Consider the following 18,728-nt stretch of genomic DNA (forward strand, 5'->3'; position numbering starts at 1 on the left):
GGGAAGGATGCGCGTCCTGCGGATCTTTACCCGGTCTTTATCCCTTGCCGTCTAAAGCTTCTGGCAATTGGCCAGAGGTATGTCATGCGGCAACGATCCACACAGGCGATAACGCGGGCATTGCAATTGCTGGTGCCTGCAGCAGGTCTTGGTGTGGCAATATGGGTTTTCCAGCATTTGCCGGCGGATGCCATGACAACGGCGCTTTCAGGGCTGACCGGCATTACCCCCTGGCAGTGGGTGGCCGCCCTGATCTTGACGGGCGTCAGCTATCGCATCATCGGTCAGCTTGAAGCCTTGTGGCATATCGCGCTGCGTATCAATACCCAAGCCTATACTGCGCGGCGCACCGGCCGCATTGCCATTGCCATCGGCCAGTGCACCGGCTTGGCCAGCGCTGTCGCCGGACTGATACGCTGGCACCTGCTTCGCGGTGTGGCGCAGACAGCTGAGGTCGCGCGACTATCGCTGGCGCTTTCCTTGTCCTTTACGCTCTGCCTGTCCGCCACTGCCTTGGTTGCGCTCTGGTATCTAACGGCAGCAATGCCTGTCGCCCGGTCCTGGCTGGTGTTGCCATTAGCTGCTGTTGCGATGGGGCTGGCCCTGTGGCGCTATGGCCCGCTGCTCTGGCAGCAGCGCCGGCTGGCGGCGGGTGTGATGGTCCTGACCCATGCGGACCTTTTGTGCGCGGGGCTTGCATTCGCGGTGTTTCTGCCGGGCGATCTGCCACTTTTGCAGGTTTTGGCTGTGTTCACCCTCGCCTTCGGTGCAGGTCTTGCGACGCATGTCCCCATGGGGGTGGGGGCATTTGACGTGACCGTCATTGCCTTTTTACCCGCATCTGCCACCGCGGTTTTGCCAGCCTTGCTGGCATTCCGGCTGGTCTATTTCGTCATTCCCGCAGCTGCTGGACTTGTCGCGCTGACCCGGCCGCAACCTTTGCCCAGCAGCAGTGACCTGCGCCAATATTTGCGCAGACATGCCCCCGCGATATGGACCCTGGCCGATCAGGGTGCCTCTGTCTGGCACGGCGCAGACGGCGCGGCGCTTGTCGGACATACCCCTTTGACCTGCGTCGTTATTGGCGATCCCATTGGCACCCTGCCCGGTGCACTGCAAACAACGGCGCGCTACAAATGCAGCGCCCGTGCCGCTGCCGGCCTGCGCCAGCAGGGCTGGTCCACGATGCGCATCGCGACAGAGGCGTGGATCGATCCTCGCATATGGACCCTGGACGGACCGGACAAGGCTACGCTGCGGCGCAAACTGCGGCAGGCGCAGTCGGGCGGCGTCAGCGTGCGGCAAATCGACCCCCGCGACATGCCCCGCGACCTGACCCGCGTGGCAGAGGCGTGGTGCCGCGCCAACGGCGGTGAACGTGGCTTCTCAATGGGTCGCTTCGCCCTGCCCCTGCTAAATGCGCAGACTGTCTTTGCGATTTTTACCAATGACACATTGCACGGCTTTGTCACGTTTCAGACAGGCCCAGACGACTGGTGCCTCGACCTTATCCGCCACGACGGCAGTTTGCCCGCAGGTGCCGTGCCCGCCGCAATGGTTGCAGGCTTCACCTCAGCCAAAGCCGCGGGCGTGGCGCAGGTCAGCCTTGCGGCGACGATCGCGCAAAGCGGCCCCTTCGGCTGGCTTGGCCGCCGGCAGGACGGACTGGCCCAGTTCAAGCGAAGCTTTGGCCCCCACTGGCGCCCGCTTTACCATGCCGCCCCCGGACCCTTGCGGTTCGTCTGGACTGCTGCAGGTGTCTTCTGGTCCGTTCAACGCCCCTTTGCCCGCCTGATGACGCGGGCCCGGCAATTGTCTTTTGTCCCGCTTCATGCGACGGAAGGTGCCAATGTCCGCACCGGACCCACGCCAAAGACTGAGGCTACACATGACAAACGCATTCGCCCAACTTCTCGCCGCGCGCGACTGGATCCTCGCCGATGGCGCAACCGGGACCAACCTGTTCAATATGGGGCTTTCTTCCGGCGACGCGCCAGAAATGTGGAACGTCGAACATCCTGACCGGATCGCAAAGCTGTATCAGGGCGCTGTCGATGCCGGCTCCGACCTGTTCCTGACCAACAGCTTCGGCGGCAACGCCTCTCGCTTGAAACTGCATGACGCACAGGGCCGCGTGATGGAATTGAACAAGGCCGCCGCCGAAATCGGCCGCAACGTGGCCGACAAGGCTGGCCGCACAGTGATCGTAGCCGGCTCTGTCGGCCCGACCGGCGATATCATGGCCCCCATGGGCTCCTTGACCCACGAATTGGCCGTCGAAATGTTCCACGAACAAGCGGAAGGCCTCAAGGCGGGCGGCGCGGATGTGCTTTGGGTGGAAACCATTTCCGCGTTCGAGGAATATGCCGCCGCCGCCGAGGCGTTTAAACTGGCTGACATGCCTTGGTGCGGCACCATGTCGTTCGACACAGCTGGTCGGACCATGATGGGCGTCACCTCGCGCGAGATGGTCAAATCCGTTGGCAAGCTGGACTACAAACCGCAGGGGTTTGGTGCGAACTGCGGCACCGGTGCGTCCGATCTTTTGCGCACCATTCTCGGCATGGCTGATGCGGAACCCGACCTGCCCCTGATTTCAAAGGGCAACGCCGGCATTCCGAAATACCACGACGGTCACATCCACTATGACGGCACGCCGGAACTGATGGCTGACTACGCCGAACTGGCCCGCAACTGCGGTGCCAAGATTATCGGCGGATGCTGCGGGACGACGCCGGAACATTTGCGCGCCATGCGCGAAGCGCTCGAAACCCGCCCGAAGGGTGATCGTCCCAGCCTGGACGACATCACCGCCGCGCTGGGCACATTTTCCTCCGAATCTGACGGCACCGACGGGAACGGCCCGGTCCGCGCCGCCCGCCGTGGCAAACGTCGCGGCTGAGCCCGGCAAAATAAGGCGGCAGGCCCCGCGCCTGCCGCCGCCACCCTCTCTGTTTTAAAAAACATCCCCGCCAGAGGCTCGGCCGAAAGGCCGAACAGCGACATTGCGGAAACCGCAGATCAAAGAAGCGGCAGCTGGTCCCCTGCCTGCGGCGGCACGGAAAACAAATCGGTGCGCAGCGGTGCCAGTGATCTGTCCAGCCCCAGCCGCCGGGTGGCTATCACGAATCGCTGGCGCAACAACCGCGCCCATTCGCCCTGCCCGCTCATCCGCGTTCCAAACGCCGGATCATAATCCAGTCCGCCGTGCAATTCGCGCACCCGCCCCATGATCCGCGCGGCCCGGTCCGGAAAGACCTCTTGCAACCAATCGCGAAACAGCCCCGACACTTCTCGCGGCAGGCGCAAGACGATGGACGACGCGGCCACAGCCCCGGCTTGCGCCGCGGCTTGCAGGATCGCCTCCAGCTCATGATCTGTCAGCGCAGGAACCACGGGCGACACCATGACCCGCACGTCGATTCCCGCATCGGTCAAGGCCCGTATGGCCCGCAAACGTGCGGCAGGCAGCGGCACTCGAGGCTCCATCGCGCGGGATGTTGCCGGATCAAGGGTCGTCACCGACACCCCAACCCGGACCAGCCCCTTCGCCGCCATGGGGCCAAGAATATCAATGTCGCGCGTAATCAACGCCCCCTTGGTGATGATCGCAACCGGATGGTTAAAATCCGACAGCACCTGCAAAAGTCCCCGCATGATCCCGCGGTCCCGTTCGATTGGCTGATAGGGGTCCGTATTCGTGCCGATCGCAATCGTGCGGGGCACATAGCGCCTGGCCCGCAGTTCCCGGCGCAGCAGCTCTGGTGCATCAGGGCGGGCAATCAGCCTTGTTTCGAAATTAAGCCCCGGCGACAGGCCAAGATAGGCATGGCTTGGCCGCGCGTAGCAATAGATGCACCCGTGTTCGCACCCGCGATAGGGGTTGATGGACCGATCAAACGACAAGTCGGGCGACTGGTTTTGCGTAATGACCCGGCGCGGCACCTCCTCTGTAACCGTGGTGCGTGGCACAGGCAGAACTTCATCCGTGGCCCAGCCGTCATCCACCCCTTCACGTCGCAGGGTCTCAAACCGCACATCGGGGTTCGTCATGGCCGCTCTACCGCGGCTGCGAAACTGGGGCCGCAGGCTGTATTCCATACCTGAAAATAAAACAAAACGTGAACTCAGGCAAGCGAAGGTCGGTCTCACGCGTGCAGATGTCGCAATTTATCGCGTGATGCTCTGGGCAAAGGCGCATGACGAAAGTACAACCGGATCAAAGCTGTGCCATAAGGATTACCCTATGTCGGACGACGACGAAATCATCCTCGCAGACCTGAACGACGAAGACCTCGTTGCGCAGATGTTCGACGACCTTTACGACGGCATGAAAGAAGAGATCGAGGAAGGCGTTAATATCCTCATCTCTCGCGGCTGGGAACCTTACAACGTCCTGACAGAGGCGCTGGTCGGCGGCATGACTATCGTCGGTGCCGACTTCCGCGACGGTATCCTCTTCGTGCCAGAGGTGCTTCTGGCCGCCAACGCGATGAAAGGTGGCATGGCCATCCTCAAACCGCTGCTGGCGGAAACCGGTGCGCCCACCATCGGCAAAATGGTGATCGGTACGGTCAAAGGTGACATCCACGATATCGGCAAGAACCTCGTCGGGATGATGATGGAAGGTGCCGGCTTCGAGGTGATCGATCTTGGCATCAACAATGCTGTCGAGGCCTATGTCGATGCATTGATTGCAGAAAAGGCCGATATCCTTGGAATGTCCGCGCTTCTGACAACGACAATGCCCTATATGAAGGTCGTGATCGACACGCTTGTCGAAAAAGGCATGCGCGAAGACTACATCGTTCTGGTGGGCGGCGCCCCCTTGAACGAAGAATTCGGCAAGGCGATCGGGGCGGACGCATATTGCCGCGACGCCGCCGTTGCCGTCGAAACCGCCAAGACCTGGATGGCCCGCAAGCACAACCGCGCCAGCGCAAACTAGCCTGGTTTTAGAATGCCGTCGATTTGACTGGACGTAACGAACTTCTTCCTAGACCTGTTAGGGACCGGGAAGGAGTTTACCATGCGTACAATACCGTTCCTACTTTTGATCGTCGCCGTCATGTGCTTGGCAGGTCTGACCATCGCATTGGCCCAAATGTCCGGCGTTCTGGCGCTTTTGCCTGCGGTCGGCACAGTGGGGTTGGTCCTGACAGTCCTGATTCGCCGGGCACAATAACGGCAGCAGTGCGGTGATGGATCTTGATACCCAACTGACCGACACAGGCCTTGCGCCGTCGGGCAATGGCAAGGTGTTGCTGCTGGCCTGCGGGGCTCTTGCGCATGAAATTTTGGCCCTACGCACCGCAAATGGCTGGGATCATTTGGACCTGCACTGCCTGCCGGCAATCTTTCACAATCACCCCGAACGTATCACCCCGGCAATCCGGGCCGCCGTCGCCGCGCAGCGGGATAGCTACGACCGCATCTTTGTCGTATACGCCGATTGCGGCACCGGCGGGCAGTTAAGGGCGGCCTGCACCGAACTCGGGGTCGACATGATCACCGGTCCGCATTGTTACAGTTTTTTTTCAGGAAATGACGCATTCGCGGCGACGGACGACATGACCGCGTTTTACCTGACCGACTTTCTGGCGCGCCAGTTCGATGCCTTCGTCTGGCGCCCCCTTGGCCTCGACCGGCACCCGCAACTGCGCGATACCTATTTTGGCAACTACACCAGTCTGATTTACCTGGCCCAGACCGACGATCCGGCCCTGACTGAAAAAGCCCGCCTGATCGCACAGCGCATGGGCCTGACATTCATCCACCGCCACACAGGCTACGGTGATCTTACCCACGCACTGGCGCAGGCTTAACCCTTCTTCTGGTTCTAAATATCCCGGGGTGTGGGGCAGCGCCCCACCATCCGAATTTTCGACGAAAATTCGGAGCTACCCCCGTGTCAGCCCGACGCCGCGACCGAACGAATCCGTTCCACCATCGCCCGCAACCCGTTCGACCGCTGCGCCGACAGATGATCCGTCAGCCCCAGCCGCCCCAGCTCTGCCGCGGCGTCAATCTTGCCGACCTGCGCCAGCGGCACGCCGTCATAAAGCGCCGTCAGAATCGCCACCAAGCCGCGAACAATCATCGCATCACTGTCACCGCGAAAATGGAACATGCCATCCTGCGGCATGGGCACCAGCCAGACCTGACTGGAACAGCCGTCCACCTTGGTCGCTGGCACCTTCAACGCCTCATCCAGTGCGGGCATAGCTTTGCCCATGTCGATAACGTGACGATAGCGGTCTTCCCAATCGTCCAGAAAATCAAACGTTTCTACGATGTCTTCAAAGGCTTCCGTCGCCATTTCAGCTCTCCTGTCTTGGCCGGGCGCTTTAGCGCGGCACCGTCACGACACGTTGGCCGTCAACAGCCAGCGCGACCTTGCCCTGCGTCAGCAGCAAGGCGTCGCGGCCGAAGACTTCGTTACGCCAACCTTTCAGCGCCGCAATATCTCGCTGCCCCGCCGCCAGCAGGTCCAGATCGGCGGAAGAGGCGATCAGCTTTTGCGCCACATCTTCCTGATCCGACTTTGCCTTCAGCAAAACACGCAACATATCGGCAATCGCCGGATTAACCTGCAGCTTTTCGCGGCTCAGGTCGGGCTTGGGCAGCTTGTCGTTCGGGACGGCCAGACCGTCCTTCACCGCTTTCAGGATACCATCCGCGATCTCGCCCCGGCGTGCTTCGCGCAGCAGCAGGCGCATCCGGCCAAGGTCAGCCTCGCTGCTGGGTTTGGCGCTGGCCACTTCGACAAGCGCGTCATCCTTGAACACGCGGCTGCGTGGCACATCCCGCTCCTGCGCATAGGTTTCGCGAAAGCGCGCAAGTTCACGCACGATGCTTAAAAACCGGCCAGAGTTGGTGCGGGTCTTGACCCGTTCCCAAGCGGTGGCAGGGTCGGTCTGATAGGTGGCCGGATCGTTCAGCACCGCCATCTCTTCGTTAACCCATTTCTGGCGGCCCGTGCTGCGCAGGCGGTCCGACAGATATTCATATATATCCCGCAGATAGGTGACATCGCCCACGGCATATGTCTTTTGCGCATCCGTCAGAGGGCGGCGCGACCAGTCTGTAAAACGGCTCGATTTATCGACGCCCGCCTTGCAGATCTTGCGCACCAGCGTCTCGTATCCGGCCTGATCGCCAAAGCCGCAGACCATCGCCGCGACCTGCGTATCGAACAGCGGGCTGGGAATCAGCTGCGCATCCACCCAGAAAATCTCCAGGTCCTGACGCGCGGCATGGAACACCTTGACCACGCCTTCGTCGCGAAACAGCTCGTACAGCGGCTCAAGCGACAGCCCTTCGGCCAGCGGGTCGACCAGAACTTCGTCATGGCCATCCTCGTCCTGCCAGGCCAGCTGCACCAGGCACAGCTTGGCATAATAGGTCCGTTCCCGCAGAAATTCTGTATCAACAGTCACATAGGGGCGTTTGGCAGCTGCGGCACAAAAGGTGGCCAGCGCCTCGGTCGTGGTAATGGTCTGCATGGATGCCTTGTCAATCAGGGCCGCGGCAGCGCGGATACCTACTGATAAGCGATCGCGCAGGCGTTGAAAACCCTAGCCATCCAGCATGACAGGCCTGCGGTCGCCCGCCAGATAGCGGCGTAGCACAGCCGGATAAAGCTGATGTTCCAGCGGCAGCAGTCGTTCAGCCAAGGACTGCGGCGTATCGCCCGCGCGCACGTCCATCCGCGCCTGTCCCAGAATCGGCCCGTCGTCCAGATCGGCGGTGACCTCATGTACGGTGCAGCCGTGCTGGGTGTCGCCGGCTTCCAGCGCGCGCGCATGGGTGTGCAGCCCCTTGTATTTCGGCAAAAGCGACGGGTGAATGTTTAACATCCGCCCCGCCCATTTCGCCGTAAAGCCGGGCGTCAGAATCCGCATGAAGCCCGCCAGCGCAATCATCTCGATGCCGGCATCTTCCAGAACCACTTGAAGTTCGGCCTCGAACCCCTCGCGATCTTTAAGAAAATCGCGGTGGTCCACCACGGCGGTCGGTATGCGTAGCGCATTCGCCTTTAGCAAACCGCCCGCGCCCGGGTCATTCGCAATCACCAGCTTTGCGCGCCCCGGATGATCGCCAACCATGTCCCTGGCCAGCGCGACCATGTTGGACCCGCCGCCAGAGATCAGAATCCCGACCCGTTTCACTTCAGATCGCCCGTATACCGCACACCGGCACCTTCCGCGACATGGCCCAGACGGTGAACCGTCTCGCCCGCCTCGGACAACAGCGCAGTCAGCGCATCGGCACGGTCAGCGGATACGACCAGCACCATGCCGATGCCCGCGTTAAAGGTTTTAAGCATTTCAGCCGTGGCGATATTGCCCACCTGCGCCATCCAGCCAAAGACCGGCGGCAGCGACCAGGAGGCCAGATCAATTTCGCAACCCAGATCATCTGGTAGCACGCGCGGCAGGTTTTCCGTCAAACCGCCCCCCGTGATATGGGCCAGCGCATGCACGCCGCCCGCCCGCACCGCGGCCAGTGCGGGTTTGACATACAGGCGCGTCGGCGTCAGCAACGCCGTGCCCAGCGGCGCATCGGCAAAGGGTGCCGCATCATCCCATGACAGACCCGACGCATCCACGATGCGGCGCACCAGCGAATAGCCGTTGGAATGTACACCGTCGCTGGCCAAGCCAAGCAAAACATCCCCCGCCGCAACACCGCTGGGCAGATCCTGCCCCCGTTCCATTGCGCCGACTGCAAAACCGGCCAGATCAAAGTCGCCGCCGTGATACATGCCAGGCATCTCGGCTGTCTCGCCGCCAATCAATGCACAGCCAGAGGCTTCACAGCCCGACGCAATACCTTCGATAATGCGCGTGGCCGCGTCCAGCTCCAGCTTGCCGGTCGCGAAATAATCAAGGAAAAACAGCGGCTCGGCCCCTTGGCAGACCAGATCATTGACGCACATGGCAACCAGATCGATCCCGATCGTGTCCACATTGCCCGTATCAATGGCAATCCGCAGCTTAGTGCCAACTCCGTCGGTGGCCGCCACAAGGATCGGGTCGACATAGCCCGCACCCTTCAGGTCAAACAGCGCGCCAAAGCCGCCAAGCCCCGCCATCGTGCCGCTGCGCTGCGTGCGCTTGGCCGCTGGCTTGATCCGTTCCACCAGTGCGTTACCTGCATCGATATCCACGCCGGCGGCGGCATAGGTCAATCCATCTGTCGTCATTTTGCGATCCCCGCATCTGCCCAGTCCCTGACCCCCGCGCGATACCCCAAGCCGCGCTTTGGTGCAACGCCGCAACATCACAGAGCAATGCGCGAAATTCCGCCGATAGGATGCAACCTTTTCGATGCTGCGCCGTTACAATCTTATGATGATACAGCGCATGATCCCCCTGCTCGCCCTTTTGGCTACACCTGCTATGGCGGAAATCGTCCCCATGGACTTTTCCCCGATGGATGATGGCCCATGGATCGAACTGCCCGAAGGGGCTGCATTCGACACCGCACCGCCAACCTACGACGACATTATTGCCATGTCCGATCTTGACGGTAATCCCGACGTCATCACCGCGAAAGAACATGAAATGATTACCCTGCTGTCGCAGGTCCTCGGCGCCTCGCCGATCACCAACTGACTTGACCCTGCCGGCCTATCGGCTATGCCTGCGTGTGGCGGGCCTGTAGCTCAACGGTTAGAGCAGAGCGCTCATAACGCTTTGGTTGCGGGTTCAAATCCTGCCGGGCCTACCAAATTGCCGCAACGCACTGATAATAATCAATCTTCGTGGGAAGGTGGGGTAAAAACCGCCACAAACCTTGCCAATGCGTTACGGTCCGAACTACCCCACGCAAAGCCGATCCATGACGTAATGACCGTCGCCCGATTCTGGTCTAAAGTTGACGTGTCGAAAAGCGACGATCAATGCTGGAACTGGAAGGCGTCGGCCAACCGGAACGGCTACGGACGTATGAAAGTCAAGGGCCAGTCGATGACCGCCAGCCGCATTGCGTGGGAGATCGACCGCAACATGTATCTAGGCGACCGCTTCGCTTGCCATCATTGCGACAACAAGCTGTGCTGCAACCCGACGCATATTTACGCTGGAAGTGCATCTGACAACATGCGGGACATGGCAGAACGCGGGCTGCGAGACGCTACAAAGCTGACGCCAGATATGGTCAGGGATATTCGTAAGCGCCACGATTGGGGTGAGCGCAACGCAGATATTGCCGCATACTACGGTGTAGATCGCGCTTTGGTGTCGAAGGTAATTACAGGACGCAGCTGGGCTTGGGTAGCCCCCACGCCGTCCGCCTGTGTGCAAGGGGGTGCGCTGTGATGGGTGTCCACGTATCGCGCAGCACAATGCCTGGCGGGCTAACCCCGATCTGCAATGATTGCGGTGTGTCGCTTTGCTGGGACATTGCGGACGCCGATTACGCCGAGATACCGTCATTTTGGGACTCTTGGATTTGTCGCGACTGCAACGGCGGAGAACCAATGCGCCGCCCCACCCCAACCCCCGACACAGCCCAAGGAGGCACGGATGACAGCACCGACGATTCAGGACAGGTTGCGGACGACTAACGCATCATACGATGACGCCGAGCTACTGGACGAAGCAGCCGACGCCCTAGACGCCGCACAGGCGCGGATTGCGGCGCTGGAAATGATCTTGATGGCAATTGAGACGCGGACAGCGACAGGTGAGGGGCTAGACCCCGACAATACGGCGATAATCCACGACATGGCAAACGTGCGTCCTACCGATCCCCCGGCCTCTGATACACCAAGCTAAATCGCCACACAGCAGCGCGGCATTCCTTACACCGATACCGCGCCTGCACGTCGTCAACGGTCACGCACCCTGCGGCTATGGCGTCAGACGCACGGACGGGGTTGTCGCGCCCGCACTCGAACTCTAGCCATATCAGGTGATCTGGTATGTCGGCTAGGATCGTCATCCTAGCCGAATGTCGCGCCGTAGATGTAGCCCGTTATGGCGAACGCCAGATAGATCGCAATGACGGCCAAGAGTATCTTCACGCGCAGTCTCTCTTTTATGGTTCACCAACCGAACACAAGAAAACTTGTGTATCAAATTCGGTTAATTTTGTCGCTCAAGTCAACAGGCTCTCCCAAACAAAAAAGCCCCGGCACCAATCAAGGCACCGGGGCATGGCTTCCCCTGAGAACAGGGTCAGGCGTCAGGCAGGTTCATCGTCGGGCGAGAGCGGCAGCATCGGATTTGCTAAACCATCGCTCGGTGACAAGCGCGATTGCGGCACCGATGCCTGCGACGATCCAGTCGATCAGAACAGGGTCGGTTGCGATCTGCTCCGCCGATGCTGCGGATGCCAGCCCATAGGTGACAAGCGCACCTGCGAGATACCGTAGCACGATGCGGACGATTTGGTCGGTCATGGCGTTTTCCTTTCGGGTTATACGCGTGGGTCGTGTTGGTCGATCAGCAGGCGCATGGCGTCCACTAGAGCGATTAGGCGGGCCTCTGCGGCCTTGTCGTCGTCAGAGGCGACAGGCGGCGCTGTAGGGGCTGTGAGGGGCGCTGTGGCGTCCAGCAGCGCAGCGGCGCGAACGTCAGATACGCGGCGGGTCCAGCCCTTGCCGAACGTGGCGAAGGTGGACAGGCGGCGCAGAAATGCCATGCGGTCGTTGCACAGTTGGTTGACGATCCAAGCCGCGTCCATCGCTTTGACGGCGGCAATGGTCATCGGGCCAATCTTGCCGTCAGGGGCCGCGCCTACAATCTCTTGCAGGTATGTTGCCGCCCGTGACGGGCCGCTATTCACCGCAAAATCAAACACGGCGTAATCGACACCGGCGGGCAGATCATCGCCCTTCACCTTGTCCCAATACTCGGCCTTGTAGACCTTCACCGCCTGCGCTTCCGTTAGCGCCTTGAGGTCGGCAACGCTGCCCTTGGGGTCGATGTATGCGCGATAGGTGCCAATGGTGATGCCTTTATTGGTCGCGCCGCCTGGATCATTTGGATGATTTACATAGCCACCCTCGTGGGCCAGCGTTCGGGGAATACATAATTCGGCGCGGGTCATTGTTCGCACTCCTGCGTTGCGTTGGTGTGGGTTGTGGTGTATGATTGGCGGGTGATCGCGGCAGGCGAATGATTAACCGACCGTCACCGGGGACGCCCTGACGCTCTGCCATTGGGCCGCGATCACTTTTCGTAAAACCGCCAGCTTCTCTGCACATGATCCAGCACGATCCTGCGGTCCCATAGCGCGTGCCAGACGATGCCGCCCGCGTTTAGCAGCACAACGGCGGCGAACCACGCGGGGTGCCGCCTGCGGTCCCAGCAATGGGCGCAGACGCTGTGATCGGCGGGGCAACCGCGAAACATGCGGCGGTGCATTCGGCGGGATAGCGACATGCGCGGCCCTCTTGCTGTCACAGTTTGTGATTGGTTACGTCTTGCCGTGCCGAAGCTCTAAACGCAGATCGCGCATGTCTAGCTTTAGATCATCGGCGGAGTCATGAACCCGAAGCGCCGCCTCGGTGTTGCGGTTCATCGCGGCTGTGTTTTCGTGTAGCGCGGCGATGATGCCTTTCGCTTGCGTGTCGGATACCAGCGCACCGGCTACCTCCAAGCCGCCTGCCTCTGGCTTACTGTTTGCCTTACCTTTGCCCCAGACAACGCCGAGGACCAATGACAGGCCCGTCAGGATAGCTAAAAGCCCCTGCGCGATGCCCTCGAACCAAGTTGCATCTGCCATATGTATGCCCCCGCTACTTGTGCGTAAGGCGGCCGATGTCAGACCCCGAACGAAACAGATTAGCCAACTCGGCAAGAACAAAGGTCGAGTATGCAGGAACAGCAGTCCACGCCCCCTCGCCAGATACAGCTGCGATCAGGAACCCCAGGCAGAACTGCGACCAGAACAGCATGGACACCAGACTAGCGCCCGCCCTGATGTGCGGTGAATACCGGAAGCCCGCAAAGGTGCCGTTTACGATAAGCGCCAGCACGCGGATGATGGCGCAAACCGTGACGATGCAGGCCCATACCGGTTGATCCGCCCACTGGGAAAGCTGCGCGAATGATGGCGATACGCTGAACAGGTCATCTTGCAAGGATAAGACAGCGCCCATGCCCGCAGAGGCCCAGAACATGAGCCATTCTGTAAGGCGAATTTGAAAATGGGACGCAACGCCCCGCGCAAGCCTAAGCGTTATCATTTTCGCCGGCCCCCTTGCAGAATCGGGCATGACGCCCGCATTTACCATTTACCATGCCGATATCCTTAGTGTCGGTGTGTAGGCTGGCGGGTATGGATTGCACTCCTACCGCCAGCCGATTGCTTTAAGTTGTGGCGAACCAACTTCCAGACAGTGTGCCTACCGTGGCCGATCTGGAAATAGTGATCTGCGTTGAACTTGCGTCAGAAACCCAAACCGGAACGCCCGTTGCAGAGTTTGCCATCTTGACGCGGACCAATGCGCCCGCATTAACTGCAAGCCCATGCGTGACAAGCACAGTTGCCGACCCGTCTGCGATGGTAAAAGTTCCCCACTTTTCGGTAACTTTCCCATTCACGTCATTCGCCATAAATTGATTGGTGCCTTGATCCACATATGCAACTAAGGAGGCAGCGCCCGTTGCATTGTTCCCCGTGACGAGGTTTCCCGAACTGCCCGACTGGCATTGGATCGCCTCTGCTTTTGGATCAACAGCATGGTTGCCTATGGCGATACCGTTGTTCGCACCGGACTGAAAACGTGCAAGGCGGTTGAAACCAGTTGACTTCACGTTCTGAATGCGTGTTCTCAATGCACCAGAGCGAACGGCACTTGACACGCGATCAACCCCAATAAATTCAGTCCCGATCACAGCCGCATCAGTAGCAGCCGCCTCAATAAAAGCCCCATCATAATCAGCAGGCGCAGTGCCTGTTAGAGTAACTTCGCCGCCAAATATCTTTGCGCTTGGCTGCGCCAAAAAAAAGCCAATCGCGTTTGTCGTGACAGTTGGGTTATGGCATTCAGAACCCGCGCCGCCCAATCGAATTGCATAAGTCACATTCGTCGGCACTGTTGGCGCATGATTAACTGTCGGCTCAAATAGGCGGACCTTTCCGCCAGTGTTCGTAATGTTGACAATGCCGCCATTGTATACGCTCTCGACCTTGAGGCCGTGAAAGTCCAAATTGCCTTCTGGGTTTCCGTTCACATAAAGCGACCAGACGCCATTGTTGATAAGCGTAATGTCGCGGCCAACAAACCGCTTCATGTTGTTGTAAGTAGCAAGCCCGCGCTGACAGCCAGTAATGACAACCCGCTCAATGGAGCAATCGTCGCCGCGTTCCATATCAATCCCGAACGTATCAAAGAACGGATCGCGCAAGTCGCCACAGTCCGTGATGGTACAATCTCGCACGTTCATACGGACAAGGCGGTTAGCATCGCCCTCACCCGTCAGGTGCATACCGAAGCCGCCACAATTCGCAGCGTCCACCCATTCGATCAGGCCGTCCGTGCAGCTATCAATGTCAATAGCGTCTTGACCGCAGTTGATAATCCGAAGGTGGTGAAGGTGGATGTTCCCGCAACCTAGCTTTCCATCAATGCCTTCATCCTCGTCAGCCCAATACGACAGGCCACGACCATATCTGTTGCCGTTGACGGTCATGTGGGCAACTTCAATCCCAACGGCATCGAACCAGATTAGAGGCTGGTTTACGCCAAGGCTGTCAGCCGCTTTCACTTCCGTAAGGCCAACACCTTCGCCAATAAGACTTACGCCAGCCTTGACCTCAATACAGTGCTTGCCGCCACCAGTAGGCTTTTTGCTTGAGATTAAATAAGGTGCCGTCCAGTAAGGCAGGTATACAGTGCCGCCGCCTGCCGCGTTCGCTGCGTCAATCGCTTTTTCAATGATGGGGCGTTGGTCTACGCCAGAAAGCCCACCGCCGAAGGCTCTGATATTCCAGACTGCGTTTGCTGGGATTACAGAGACCTTAACGCCACCATCAGTCGTAACCCTTGTGTCGATACCTGTTGGGGTTGCTTGGGTTAGGTCTAGAAAATAATTAAAGCCCGCATAAGTCAGCCGGACAGTTGTGCTAGACCCATGCACAGACCGCAGGAACGCAATCGGTCGCGTGTCCTCTGCAAACGTGCAGTCCTGCGTTAGCGACGTGCTGACAAGCTGGAACGCCGCCCCGTTCTTGACTGTCGGGCTGGCGGTGTATGTGCCAAGCGGTTTGTAAATCCACTCGCGCCCCGCAACTTGCGCCCGCTGGTTCGCCACAACGTCCGTCGCGGCAAGCATCGCGGCCTCTGTCAGGAATGGGCGAATGTCGCCCGCTGCGAGATCAGCGATTTGCGTTTGCAGGTTGCCATCTCCAGCAATCCGCGCTGCAGCTTCTTCCGCCATCGCTGCATCAAACGCGCTCTTCTTTACGCCAACTACATTTGTCATAGGTTATCCGTTTCTATCGTGAAGCTATCGGCATCTTGAGACACCAACGCGGCTGCGGGGAGGGTGAGATAAATGCCATTGCCACGCTCAGCCACCCCGGCTTGTAGGTCTGTAGGCTTGACTCCTGCGGTGTAGGATAGAGTGTAGCTTGTGGCATCTTCGCTGACGAACAACGCACGGAGGTAACGCAGCAGACTGCCAATCCTCCTGCCAATTCCTATGTTAATTCCAATGCCGATCACTGCTGTCTCCTGTTCTGTGGTATGGCGCTGCCTGCGCGGCTTATCTGGCTGTAACGTAGGTGATCGCGGCCCGCTGGCGTGGCTCCGCCTCCTTGGGGTGGGTTGCGGGCGAAGGCTGGCGGGTATGGACTGCACTCCTGCCGCCAGCCGGTTGCTTTACCAAGCTGCGATTGCCACCCGCTGCCATGTGTTCGCGGCGATGCATTTGTAGATAAAACCGCTTGAGTAGGCAGTTTGCCCTGCGATCCCTGGCGATGTAGCCGTAGCGGGAACGGGAACATCACCATACATGACGTGACGCTGGCTCTGAAGGAACAGATGGATTTGACCGGGATATAGGCTGTCGCCACTGCCATAAAGGTTGATGCCTGCACCACCTTCTAGCGTCTGGTTGGCGCGGACCTCCATAATTTCGCGCCCGCTTAGGAAATTCGGGGCTATCAGGTTGGCCTTTGTGTTATCGGCATATGGCCGCAAGTCATGCACTAAGAAGTTCTTGCCGTTGGTGTATTCTAGCGCCGTGTAGTAGTTCCCCGTATTTTCGGAATACCCGCAGAACCGCAGAAATTCGTCAGCGTCAAATGCCACATCGACAGCGTTCGCGCCAAGGTAAACAGTCGCGCCCGACACTGGCCGCGCCTTGCCCGCGACGAGCGGAAATTCACCGACAGCACCAACACGCTCGGCAACCTTCCATACAGTCTTAGCCTTGCGAGTGTAATTGCCAGACGTGTAAGACATGCCTTCGACCCATGCGCCACTTGCTGCCTGCGACGTGCGGACCCAGTACAATTCATTACGGGGTGAGGCGCTGGACGTGGCGGCCTTGCAGGCGTAATTCTGCCCTTCAAAGGACACCACAGACCCGCCAGACTTCCATTCATCCATCTGCAAGATCAGCAACGATCCGTCGTCGTGTAGCGCCATGCCTTCCGGCTCGAACGCCACAGCAACACCAAGGGCACCGGACCCTTCAAGTTGAGCCACGGAATAGGCCGCACGCGGGCCGTCAATTTCATATTCGCCCAGCAGGTTGCCGCTGAAATCATAGTTCATCAGCAGGAAGCGGCCCCGCGCTGCCGCATAGCCACGCTGGACCCAGACAGACCGATTGCCAACGGCAACGGCTTGCGTGTATTGCATCCGCTCACCGCGACGGGCCAGCGGAATGATGGAATAGAACAGCGGGTCAACGGCAAGCGGGTCAGCCGCCGCGATTACTTCGGCATAATCATAGATGAACAGCCAATTCACGTTGTCCTGCGTGTCCGTCAGTTCGTCAGCCTCAACGCCCTGCCTATCCTGCGCAACAACAGCCAGCCACTTGCCGTCCGCACTGATAGCAGGCGTTGCGCCGTGGAACCGCTCAAAGCGGTGCCCAGAGCCGTTGTAGCCAAAAAGCTGATAGCTCGTAATATCGGTTTGGTCAGTTGCAGACCCGCGCCAGTTGATGACAGAGAAGCCGCGCCCTGCATCAGTGCCTGTATGCGCTGGATCGGTGACAGCCTGCGATATCAGCTTTAGATTGCCGCCAATCGTCACGGCAGACAGTTGCTGGTGTCCAATCGTCAATTCGCCAGTAAAGCCATCAACGGGCGCTGAAACGTTCGTCGGGTTGGCCTGCCAGCTAATGCGGCTGCGCTCGTCTGCGCTGAATGTCGAACCGGAAACGCGGGACAGGTAGAAATAGGTTTCCACCCCGTCAACATCAGCGACAGCAAAGCCCTGCGATGCACGATCTGCGCCGGAGAAAATTGCGGTGTCAGTCGTTCCGTTGTTGAAGCCAAAGAACGGCTCTGCCATTTTGGTTAGTGCAAGGCGCGGCGTAAGTTCGTCAATGCGCTGGCTAAGGCCAGCAGTGATACCCACCGCCGCGTCGATGGCGTCCGCAATGCCGCCCGCGTTCAGATACGCAGATTTGCCATAATTTTCGCTTATAAATGTCGGGATAATGGTCATATGCGGGTCTCCAAAATCAATACCATTTGCCGACGGCAAACATTGAGTAGTTGCGGGCAACACCAGGGGCGACGGCAACGCTGCCCCATGCGGAATATGTGGATTCAGAAACTCCACGCGTGAACACGGAAACGCCCCAGATTGACCCAGGCACGTTGCGCTGCATGCTGCCGCTAACTGCTGGCGCTGCGGTAAACGAAACCGGCGTCGGATATACCCACGTAAGGGACGACGCGAAGGTATAGAGTCCGGTTGCCCCAACCGCCGTGACCATATTGTGCGTAGTGCCGTCGATGATACTTGTGGCCCGCATAACACCGTCCTCGAACAGCTCCGCGACACCTGACGACAGCGTGATGGTCTCTTTTTCTCGCTCGGCAATCCATTGCGCACCATCATAGTGCATCTCGGTCAGAACGCCCGCCCGCACGTACTTGGCCGGGGTGTTTGCGCCGGTCACTGTCTTAATCGGAACAGCAGGCAGGCCGTCTACCGTTACCATCATCGAATCGGTGTTATCCAGTGCGCCGATGAATGACAGGCGCTGCCCCGTTGCAACGCTCGACAGGCTTTTGCCGCTGTCCAGACTGATCGCATTAGCCGTCCCGCCGCCAACCGTCGCAACGGGTGTATCGGCAAAGGTCGCCAGCGCGTCCGACACGTTGTCAAGCTGTTCCTGCACCGTCAGGCCGGTGTTGCTGGGCCGTGGTGATGCTGTCACACCGTCAGCCGCCGATGATGTCACGGAAAAGCGCGGGCTTGGGTCGATCACGTCCACTGTCACACCGGCAGCGTTTTTAATGACCTCTTTCACCGCAACCGATCCAGTGTAAAAAATCAGCGGGGCGCGGCCCTGTGCGTCCAAGGTAACGGGGTTTGTCAGGGACACCTCCCCCGCGCGGTCTGCCCAGATCGCTACCGGCGTCAGCGTGCCGGTTTCGTAAAAAGCGACAGTGCCACCGGCGACAATCTCGCCATTGGACGCGAAAACGGGCGGGATGCCCGCTAAAAGCTGGTCAGCCATTGATTTACCTCGTGGCGTCGTTAAATGTGGGGGAATGGATCACATAGCAGACCGACTCAT

General features: G+C 59.4%; 22 protein-coding genes and 1 tRNA gene. 9 read left to right on the top strand and 14 right to left on the bottom strand.

Features of this window, described 5'->3' with window-relative positions:
* Positions 1-84 precede the first annotated feature (84 nt).
* Both SJY10_RS09160 and bmt read left to right on the top strand, forming a co-directional pair.
* Positions 85-2,022 carry a phosphatidylglycerol lysyltransferase domain-containing protein gene (locus tag SJY10_RS09160; protein WP_386681771.1) on the top strand — a complete coding sequence of 646 codons (1,938 nt, stop codon included), beginning with the start codon at positions 85-87 and terminating at the stop codon, positions 2,020-2,022.
* A complete protein-coding gene (gene bmt, locus SJY10_RS09165) occupies positions 1,931-2,902 on the top strand; it encodes a betaine--homocysteine S-methyltransferase (RefSeq protein WP_386684598.1) in 972 nt (323 codons plus the stop codon). Before SJY10_RS09160 ends, bmt begins: the two co-directional genes overlap by 92 nt.
* A gap of 119 nt (positions 2,903-3,021) precedes the next feature.
* Here bmt and SJY10_RS09170 read toward each other — a convergent pair whose 3' ends face one another.
* Positions 3,022-4,101, bottom strand: coding sequence for a PA0069 family radical SAM protein (locus tag SJY10_RS09170; RefSeq protein ID WP_386681773.1), 1,080 nt, complete (start codon positions 4,099-4,101; stop codon positions 3,022-3,024).
* 145 nt (positions 4,102-4,246) lie between these two features.
* Between SJY10_RS09170 and SJY10_RS09175 the strand changes: the two genes are divergently transcribed.
* The 3 genes from SJY10_RS09175 to SJY10_RS09185 all read left to right on the top strand — a co-directional run bounded on the left by SJY10_RS09175 (position 4,247) and on the right by SJY10_RS09185 (position 5,825).
* The gene (locus SJY10_RS09175) at positions 4,247-4,948 is read left to right on the top strand and encodes a corrinoid protein (protein ID WP_386681775.1); all 702 of its coding nucleotides are present in this window, start codon (positions 4,247-4,249) and stop codon (positions 4,946-4,948) included.
* A gap of 81 nt (positions 4,949-5,029) precedes the next feature.
* A complete protein-coding gene (locus SJY10_RS09180) occupies positions 5,030-5,185 on the top strand; it encodes a hypothetical protein (protein ID WP_386681777.1) in 156 nt (51 codons plus the stop codon).
* Positions 5,186-5,201: 16 nt separating this feature from the next.
* Positions 5,202-5,825: a DUF1638 domain-containing protein gene (locus SJY10_RS09185; RefSeq protein WP_386681779.1), complete on the top strand. Its 624-nt coding sequence runs from the start codon at positions 5,202-5,204 to the stop codon at positions 5,823-5,825.
* 86 nt (positions 5,826-5,911) lie between these two features.
* Here the strand turns inward: SJY10_RS09185 and SJY10_RS09190 are convergent, their stop codons facing one another.
* From SJY10_RS09190 to purM, 4 genes are all read right to left on the bottom strand, one after another.
* Positions 5,912-6,319 (bottom strand): SufE family protein, encoded by a 408-nt coding sequence (locus SJY10_RS09190; protein ID WP_386681781.1) that lies wholly within the window; start codon positions 6,317-6,319, stop codon positions 5,912-5,914.
* Between the two features lie 28 nt (positions 6,320-6,347).
* Positions 6,348-7,505: a ribonuclease D gene (rnd, locus tag SJY10_RS09195; protein ID WP_386681783.1), complete on the bottom strand. Its 1,158-nt coding sequence runs from the start codon at positions 7,503-7,505 to the stop codon at positions 6,348-6,350.
* A gap of 72 nt (positions 7,506-7,577) precedes the next feature.
* Positions 7,578-8,171 (bottom strand): phosphoribosylglycinamide formyltransferase, encoded by a 594-nt coding sequence (gene purN / locus SJY10_RS09200; protein ID WP_386681785.1) that lies wholly within the window; start codon positions 8,169-8,171, stop codon positions 7,578-7,580.
* Complete coding sequence (purM, locus tag SJY10_RS09205) at positions 8,168-9,208, bottom strand: phosphoribosylformylglycinamidine cyclo-ligase (protein WP_386681787.1); 1,041 nt, start codon at positions 9,206-9,208, stop codon at positions 8,168-8,170. The genes purN and purM overlap by 4 nt, the downstream gene beginning before the upstream one ends.
* Positions 9,209-9,368: 160 nt before the next feature.
* Here purM and SJY10_RS09210 point away from each other — a divergent pair, with 160 nt between their 5' ends.
* The 4 genes from SJY10_RS09210 (at position 9,369) to SJY10_RS09225 (ending at position 10,784) form a co-directional block, all read left to right on the top strand.
* Entirely contained in the window at positions 9,369-9,620 is a 252-nt protein-coding gene (locus SJY10_RS09210) for a hypothetical protein (protein WP_386681789.1), read from the top strand.
* A 39-nt stretch (positions 9,621-9,659) separates the two neighbouring features.
* Positions 9,660-9,735 (top strand) — tRNA-Ile (locus SJY10_RS09215).
* A 119-nt stretch (positions 9,736-9,854) separates the two neighbouring features.
* A complete protein-coding gene (locus tag SJY10_RS09220) occupies positions 9,855-10,325 on the top strand; it encodes a hypothetical protein (protein WP_386681791.1) in 471 nt (156 codons plus the stop codon).
* A 207-nt stretch (positions 10,326-10,532) separates the two neighbouring features.
* Positions 10,533-10,784, top strand: a complete 252-nt coding sequence (locus SJY10_RS09225) for a hypothetical protein (RefSeq protein WP_386681793.1) — start codon at positions 10,533-10,535, stop codon at positions 10,782-10,784.
* Between the two features lie 419 nt (positions 10,785-11,203).
* Here SJY10_RS09225 and SJY10_RS09230 read toward each other — a convergent pair whose 3' ends face one another.
* From SJY10_RS09230 to SJY10_RS09270, 9 genes are all read right to left on the bottom strand, one after another.
* Positions 11,204-11,410, bottom strand: a complete 207-nt coding sequence (locus tag SJY10_RS09230) for a hypothetical protein (RefSeq protein ID WP_386681794.1) — start codon at positions 11,408-11,410, stop codon at positions 11,204-11,206.
* A 17-nt stretch (positions 11,411-11,427) separates the two neighbouring features.
* Positions 11,428-12,060: a glycoside hydrolase family 108 protein gene (locus tag SJY10_RS09235; RefSeq protein ID WP_386681795.1), complete on the bottom strand. Its 633-nt coding sequence runs from the start codon at positions 12,058-12,060 to the stop codon at positions 11,428-11,430.
* 122 nt (positions 12,061-12,182) lie between these two features.
* Positions 12,183-12,395, bottom strand: coding sequence for a hypothetical protein (locus tag SJY10_RS09240; protein WP_386681797.1), 213 nt, complete (start codon positions 12,393-12,395; stop codon positions 12,183-12,185).
* Between the two features lie 34 nt (positions 12,396-12,429).
* The gene (locus SJY10_RS09245) at positions 12,430-12,738 is read right to left on the bottom strand and encodes a hypothetical protein (RefSeq protein WP_386681799.1); all 309 of its coding nucleotides are present in this window, start codon (positions 12,736-12,738) and stop codon (positions 12,430-12,432) included.
* 13 nt (positions 12,739-12,751) lie between these two features.
* Positions 12,752-13,135, bottom strand: a complete 384-nt coding sequence (locus SJY10_RS09250; protein WP_386681801.1) for a hypothetical protein — start codon at positions 13,133-13,135, stop codon at positions 12,752-12,754.
* A 190-nt stretch (positions 13,136-13,325) separates the two neighbouring features.
* Complete coding sequence (locus SJY10_RS09255) at positions 13,326-15,443, bottom strand: right-handed parallel beta-helix repeat-containing protein (RefSeq protein ID WP_386681803.1); 2,118 nt, start codon at positions 15,441-15,443, stop codon at positions 13,326-13,328.
* Positions 15,440-15,685 (bottom strand): hypothetical protein, encoded by a 246-nt coding sequence (locus SJY10_RS09260; protein WP_386681805.1) that lies wholly within the window; start codon positions 15,683-15,685, stop codon positions 15,440-15,442. The genes SJY10_RS09255 and SJY10_RS09260 overlap by 4 nt, the downstream gene beginning before the upstream one ends.
* Before the next feature lie 156 nt (positions 15,686-15,841).
* The gene (locus SJY10_RS09265) at positions 15,842-17,644 is read right to left on the bottom strand and encodes a hypothetical protein (RefSeq protein ID WP_386681807.1); all 1,803 of its coding nucleotides are present in this window, start codon (positions 17,642-17,644) and stop codon (positions 15,842-15,844) included.
* 16 nt (positions 17,645-17,660) lie between these two features.
* Positions 17,661-18,668 carry a hypothetical protein gene (locus SJY10_RS09270; RefSeq protein WP_386681809.1) on the bottom strand — a complete coding sequence of 336 codons (1,008 nt, stop codon included), beginning with the start codon at positions 18,666-18,668 and terminating at the stop codon, positions 17,661-17,663.
* Positions 18,669-18,728 lie beyond the last annotated feature (60 nt).

Origin of the sequence: Loktanella sp. R86503 (genome assembly GCF_042466455.1) — a bacterium.
GTDB lineage: Bacteria > Pseudomonadota > Alphaproteobacteria > Rhodobacterales > Rhodobacteraceae > Loktanella.

Bases quoted from the DNA above. Each gene is read 5' to 3' on its own strand.
- SJY10_RS09240 (WP_386681797.1), bottom strand. From the start codon at position 12,395: ATGTCGCTATCCCGCCGAATGCACCGCCGCATGTTTCGCGGTTGCCCC.
- purM (WP_386681787.1), bottom strand. From the start codon at position 9,208: ATGACGACAGATGGATTGACCTATGCCGCCGCCGGCGTGGATATCGAT.
- SJY10_RS09190 (WP_386681781.1), bottom strand. From the start codon at position 6,319: ATGGCGACGGAAGCCTTTGAAGACATCGTAGAAACGTTTGATTTTCTG.
- SJY10_RS09230 (WP_386681794.1), bottom strand. From the start codon at position 11,410: ATGACCGACCAAATCGTCCGCATCGTGCTACGGTATCTCGCAGGTGCG.
- SJY10_RS09160 (WP_386681771.1), top strand. From the start codon at position 85: ATGCGGCAACGATCCACACAGGCGATAACGCGGGCATTGCAATTGCTG.
- SJY10_RS09235 (WP_386681795.1), bottom strand. From the start codon at position 12,060: ATGACCCGCGCCGAATTATGTATTCCCCGAACGCTGGCCCACGAGGGT.
- SJY10_RS09220 (WP_386681791.1), top strand. From the start codon at position 9,855: ATGACCGTCGCCCGATTCTGGTCTAAAGTTGACGTGTCGAAAAGCGAC.
- SJY10_RS09225 (WP_386681793.1), top strand. From the start codon at position 10,533: ATGACAGCACCGACGATTCAGGACAGGTTGCGGACGACTAACGCATCA.
- SJY10_RS09245 (WP_386681799.1), bottom strand. From the start codon at position 12,738: ATGGCAGATGCAACTTGGTTCGAGGGCATCGCGCAGGGGCTTTTAGCT.
- SJY10_RS09270 (WP_386681809.1), bottom strand. From the start codon at position 18,668: ATGGCTGACCAGCTTTTAGCGGGCATCCCGCCCGTTTTCGCGTCCAAT.
- SJY10_RS09175 (WP_386681775.1), top strand. From the start codon at position 4,247: ATGTCGGACGACGACGAAATCATCCTCGCAGACCTGAACGACGAAGAC.
- SJY10_RS09170 (WP_386681773.1), bottom strand. From the start codon at position 4,101: ATGGAATACAGCCTGCGGCCCCAGTTTCGCAGCCGCGGTAGAGCGGCC.
- SJY10_RS09255 (WP_386681803.1), bottom strand. From the start codon at position 15,443: ATGACAAATGTAGTTGGCGTAAAGAAGAGCGCGTTTGATGCAGCGATG.
- rnd (WP_386681783.1), bottom strand. From the start codon at position 7,505: ATGCAGACCATTACCACGACCGAGGCGCTGGCCACCTTTTGTGCCGCA.
- SJY10_RS09265 (WP_386681807.1), bottom strand. From the start codon at position 17,644: ATGACCATTATCCCGACATTTATAAGCGAAAATTATGGCAAATCTGCG.
- SJY10_RS09210 (WP_386681789.1), top strand. From the start codon at position 9,369: ATGATCCCCCTGCTCGCCCTTTTGGCTACACCTGCTATGGCGGAAATC.
- SJY10_RS09250 (WP_386681801.1), bottom strand. From the start codon at position 13,135: ATGTTCTGGGCCTCTGCGGGCATGGGCGCTGTCTTATCCTTGCAAGAT.
- SJY10_RS09185 (WP_386681779.1), top strand. From the start codon at position 5,202: ATGGATCTTGATACCCAACTGACCGACACAGGCCTTGCGCCGTCGGGC.
- SJY10_RS09180 (WP_386681777.1), top strand. From the start codon at position 5,030: ATGCGTACAATACCGTTCCTACTTTTGATCGTCGCCGTCATGTGCTTG.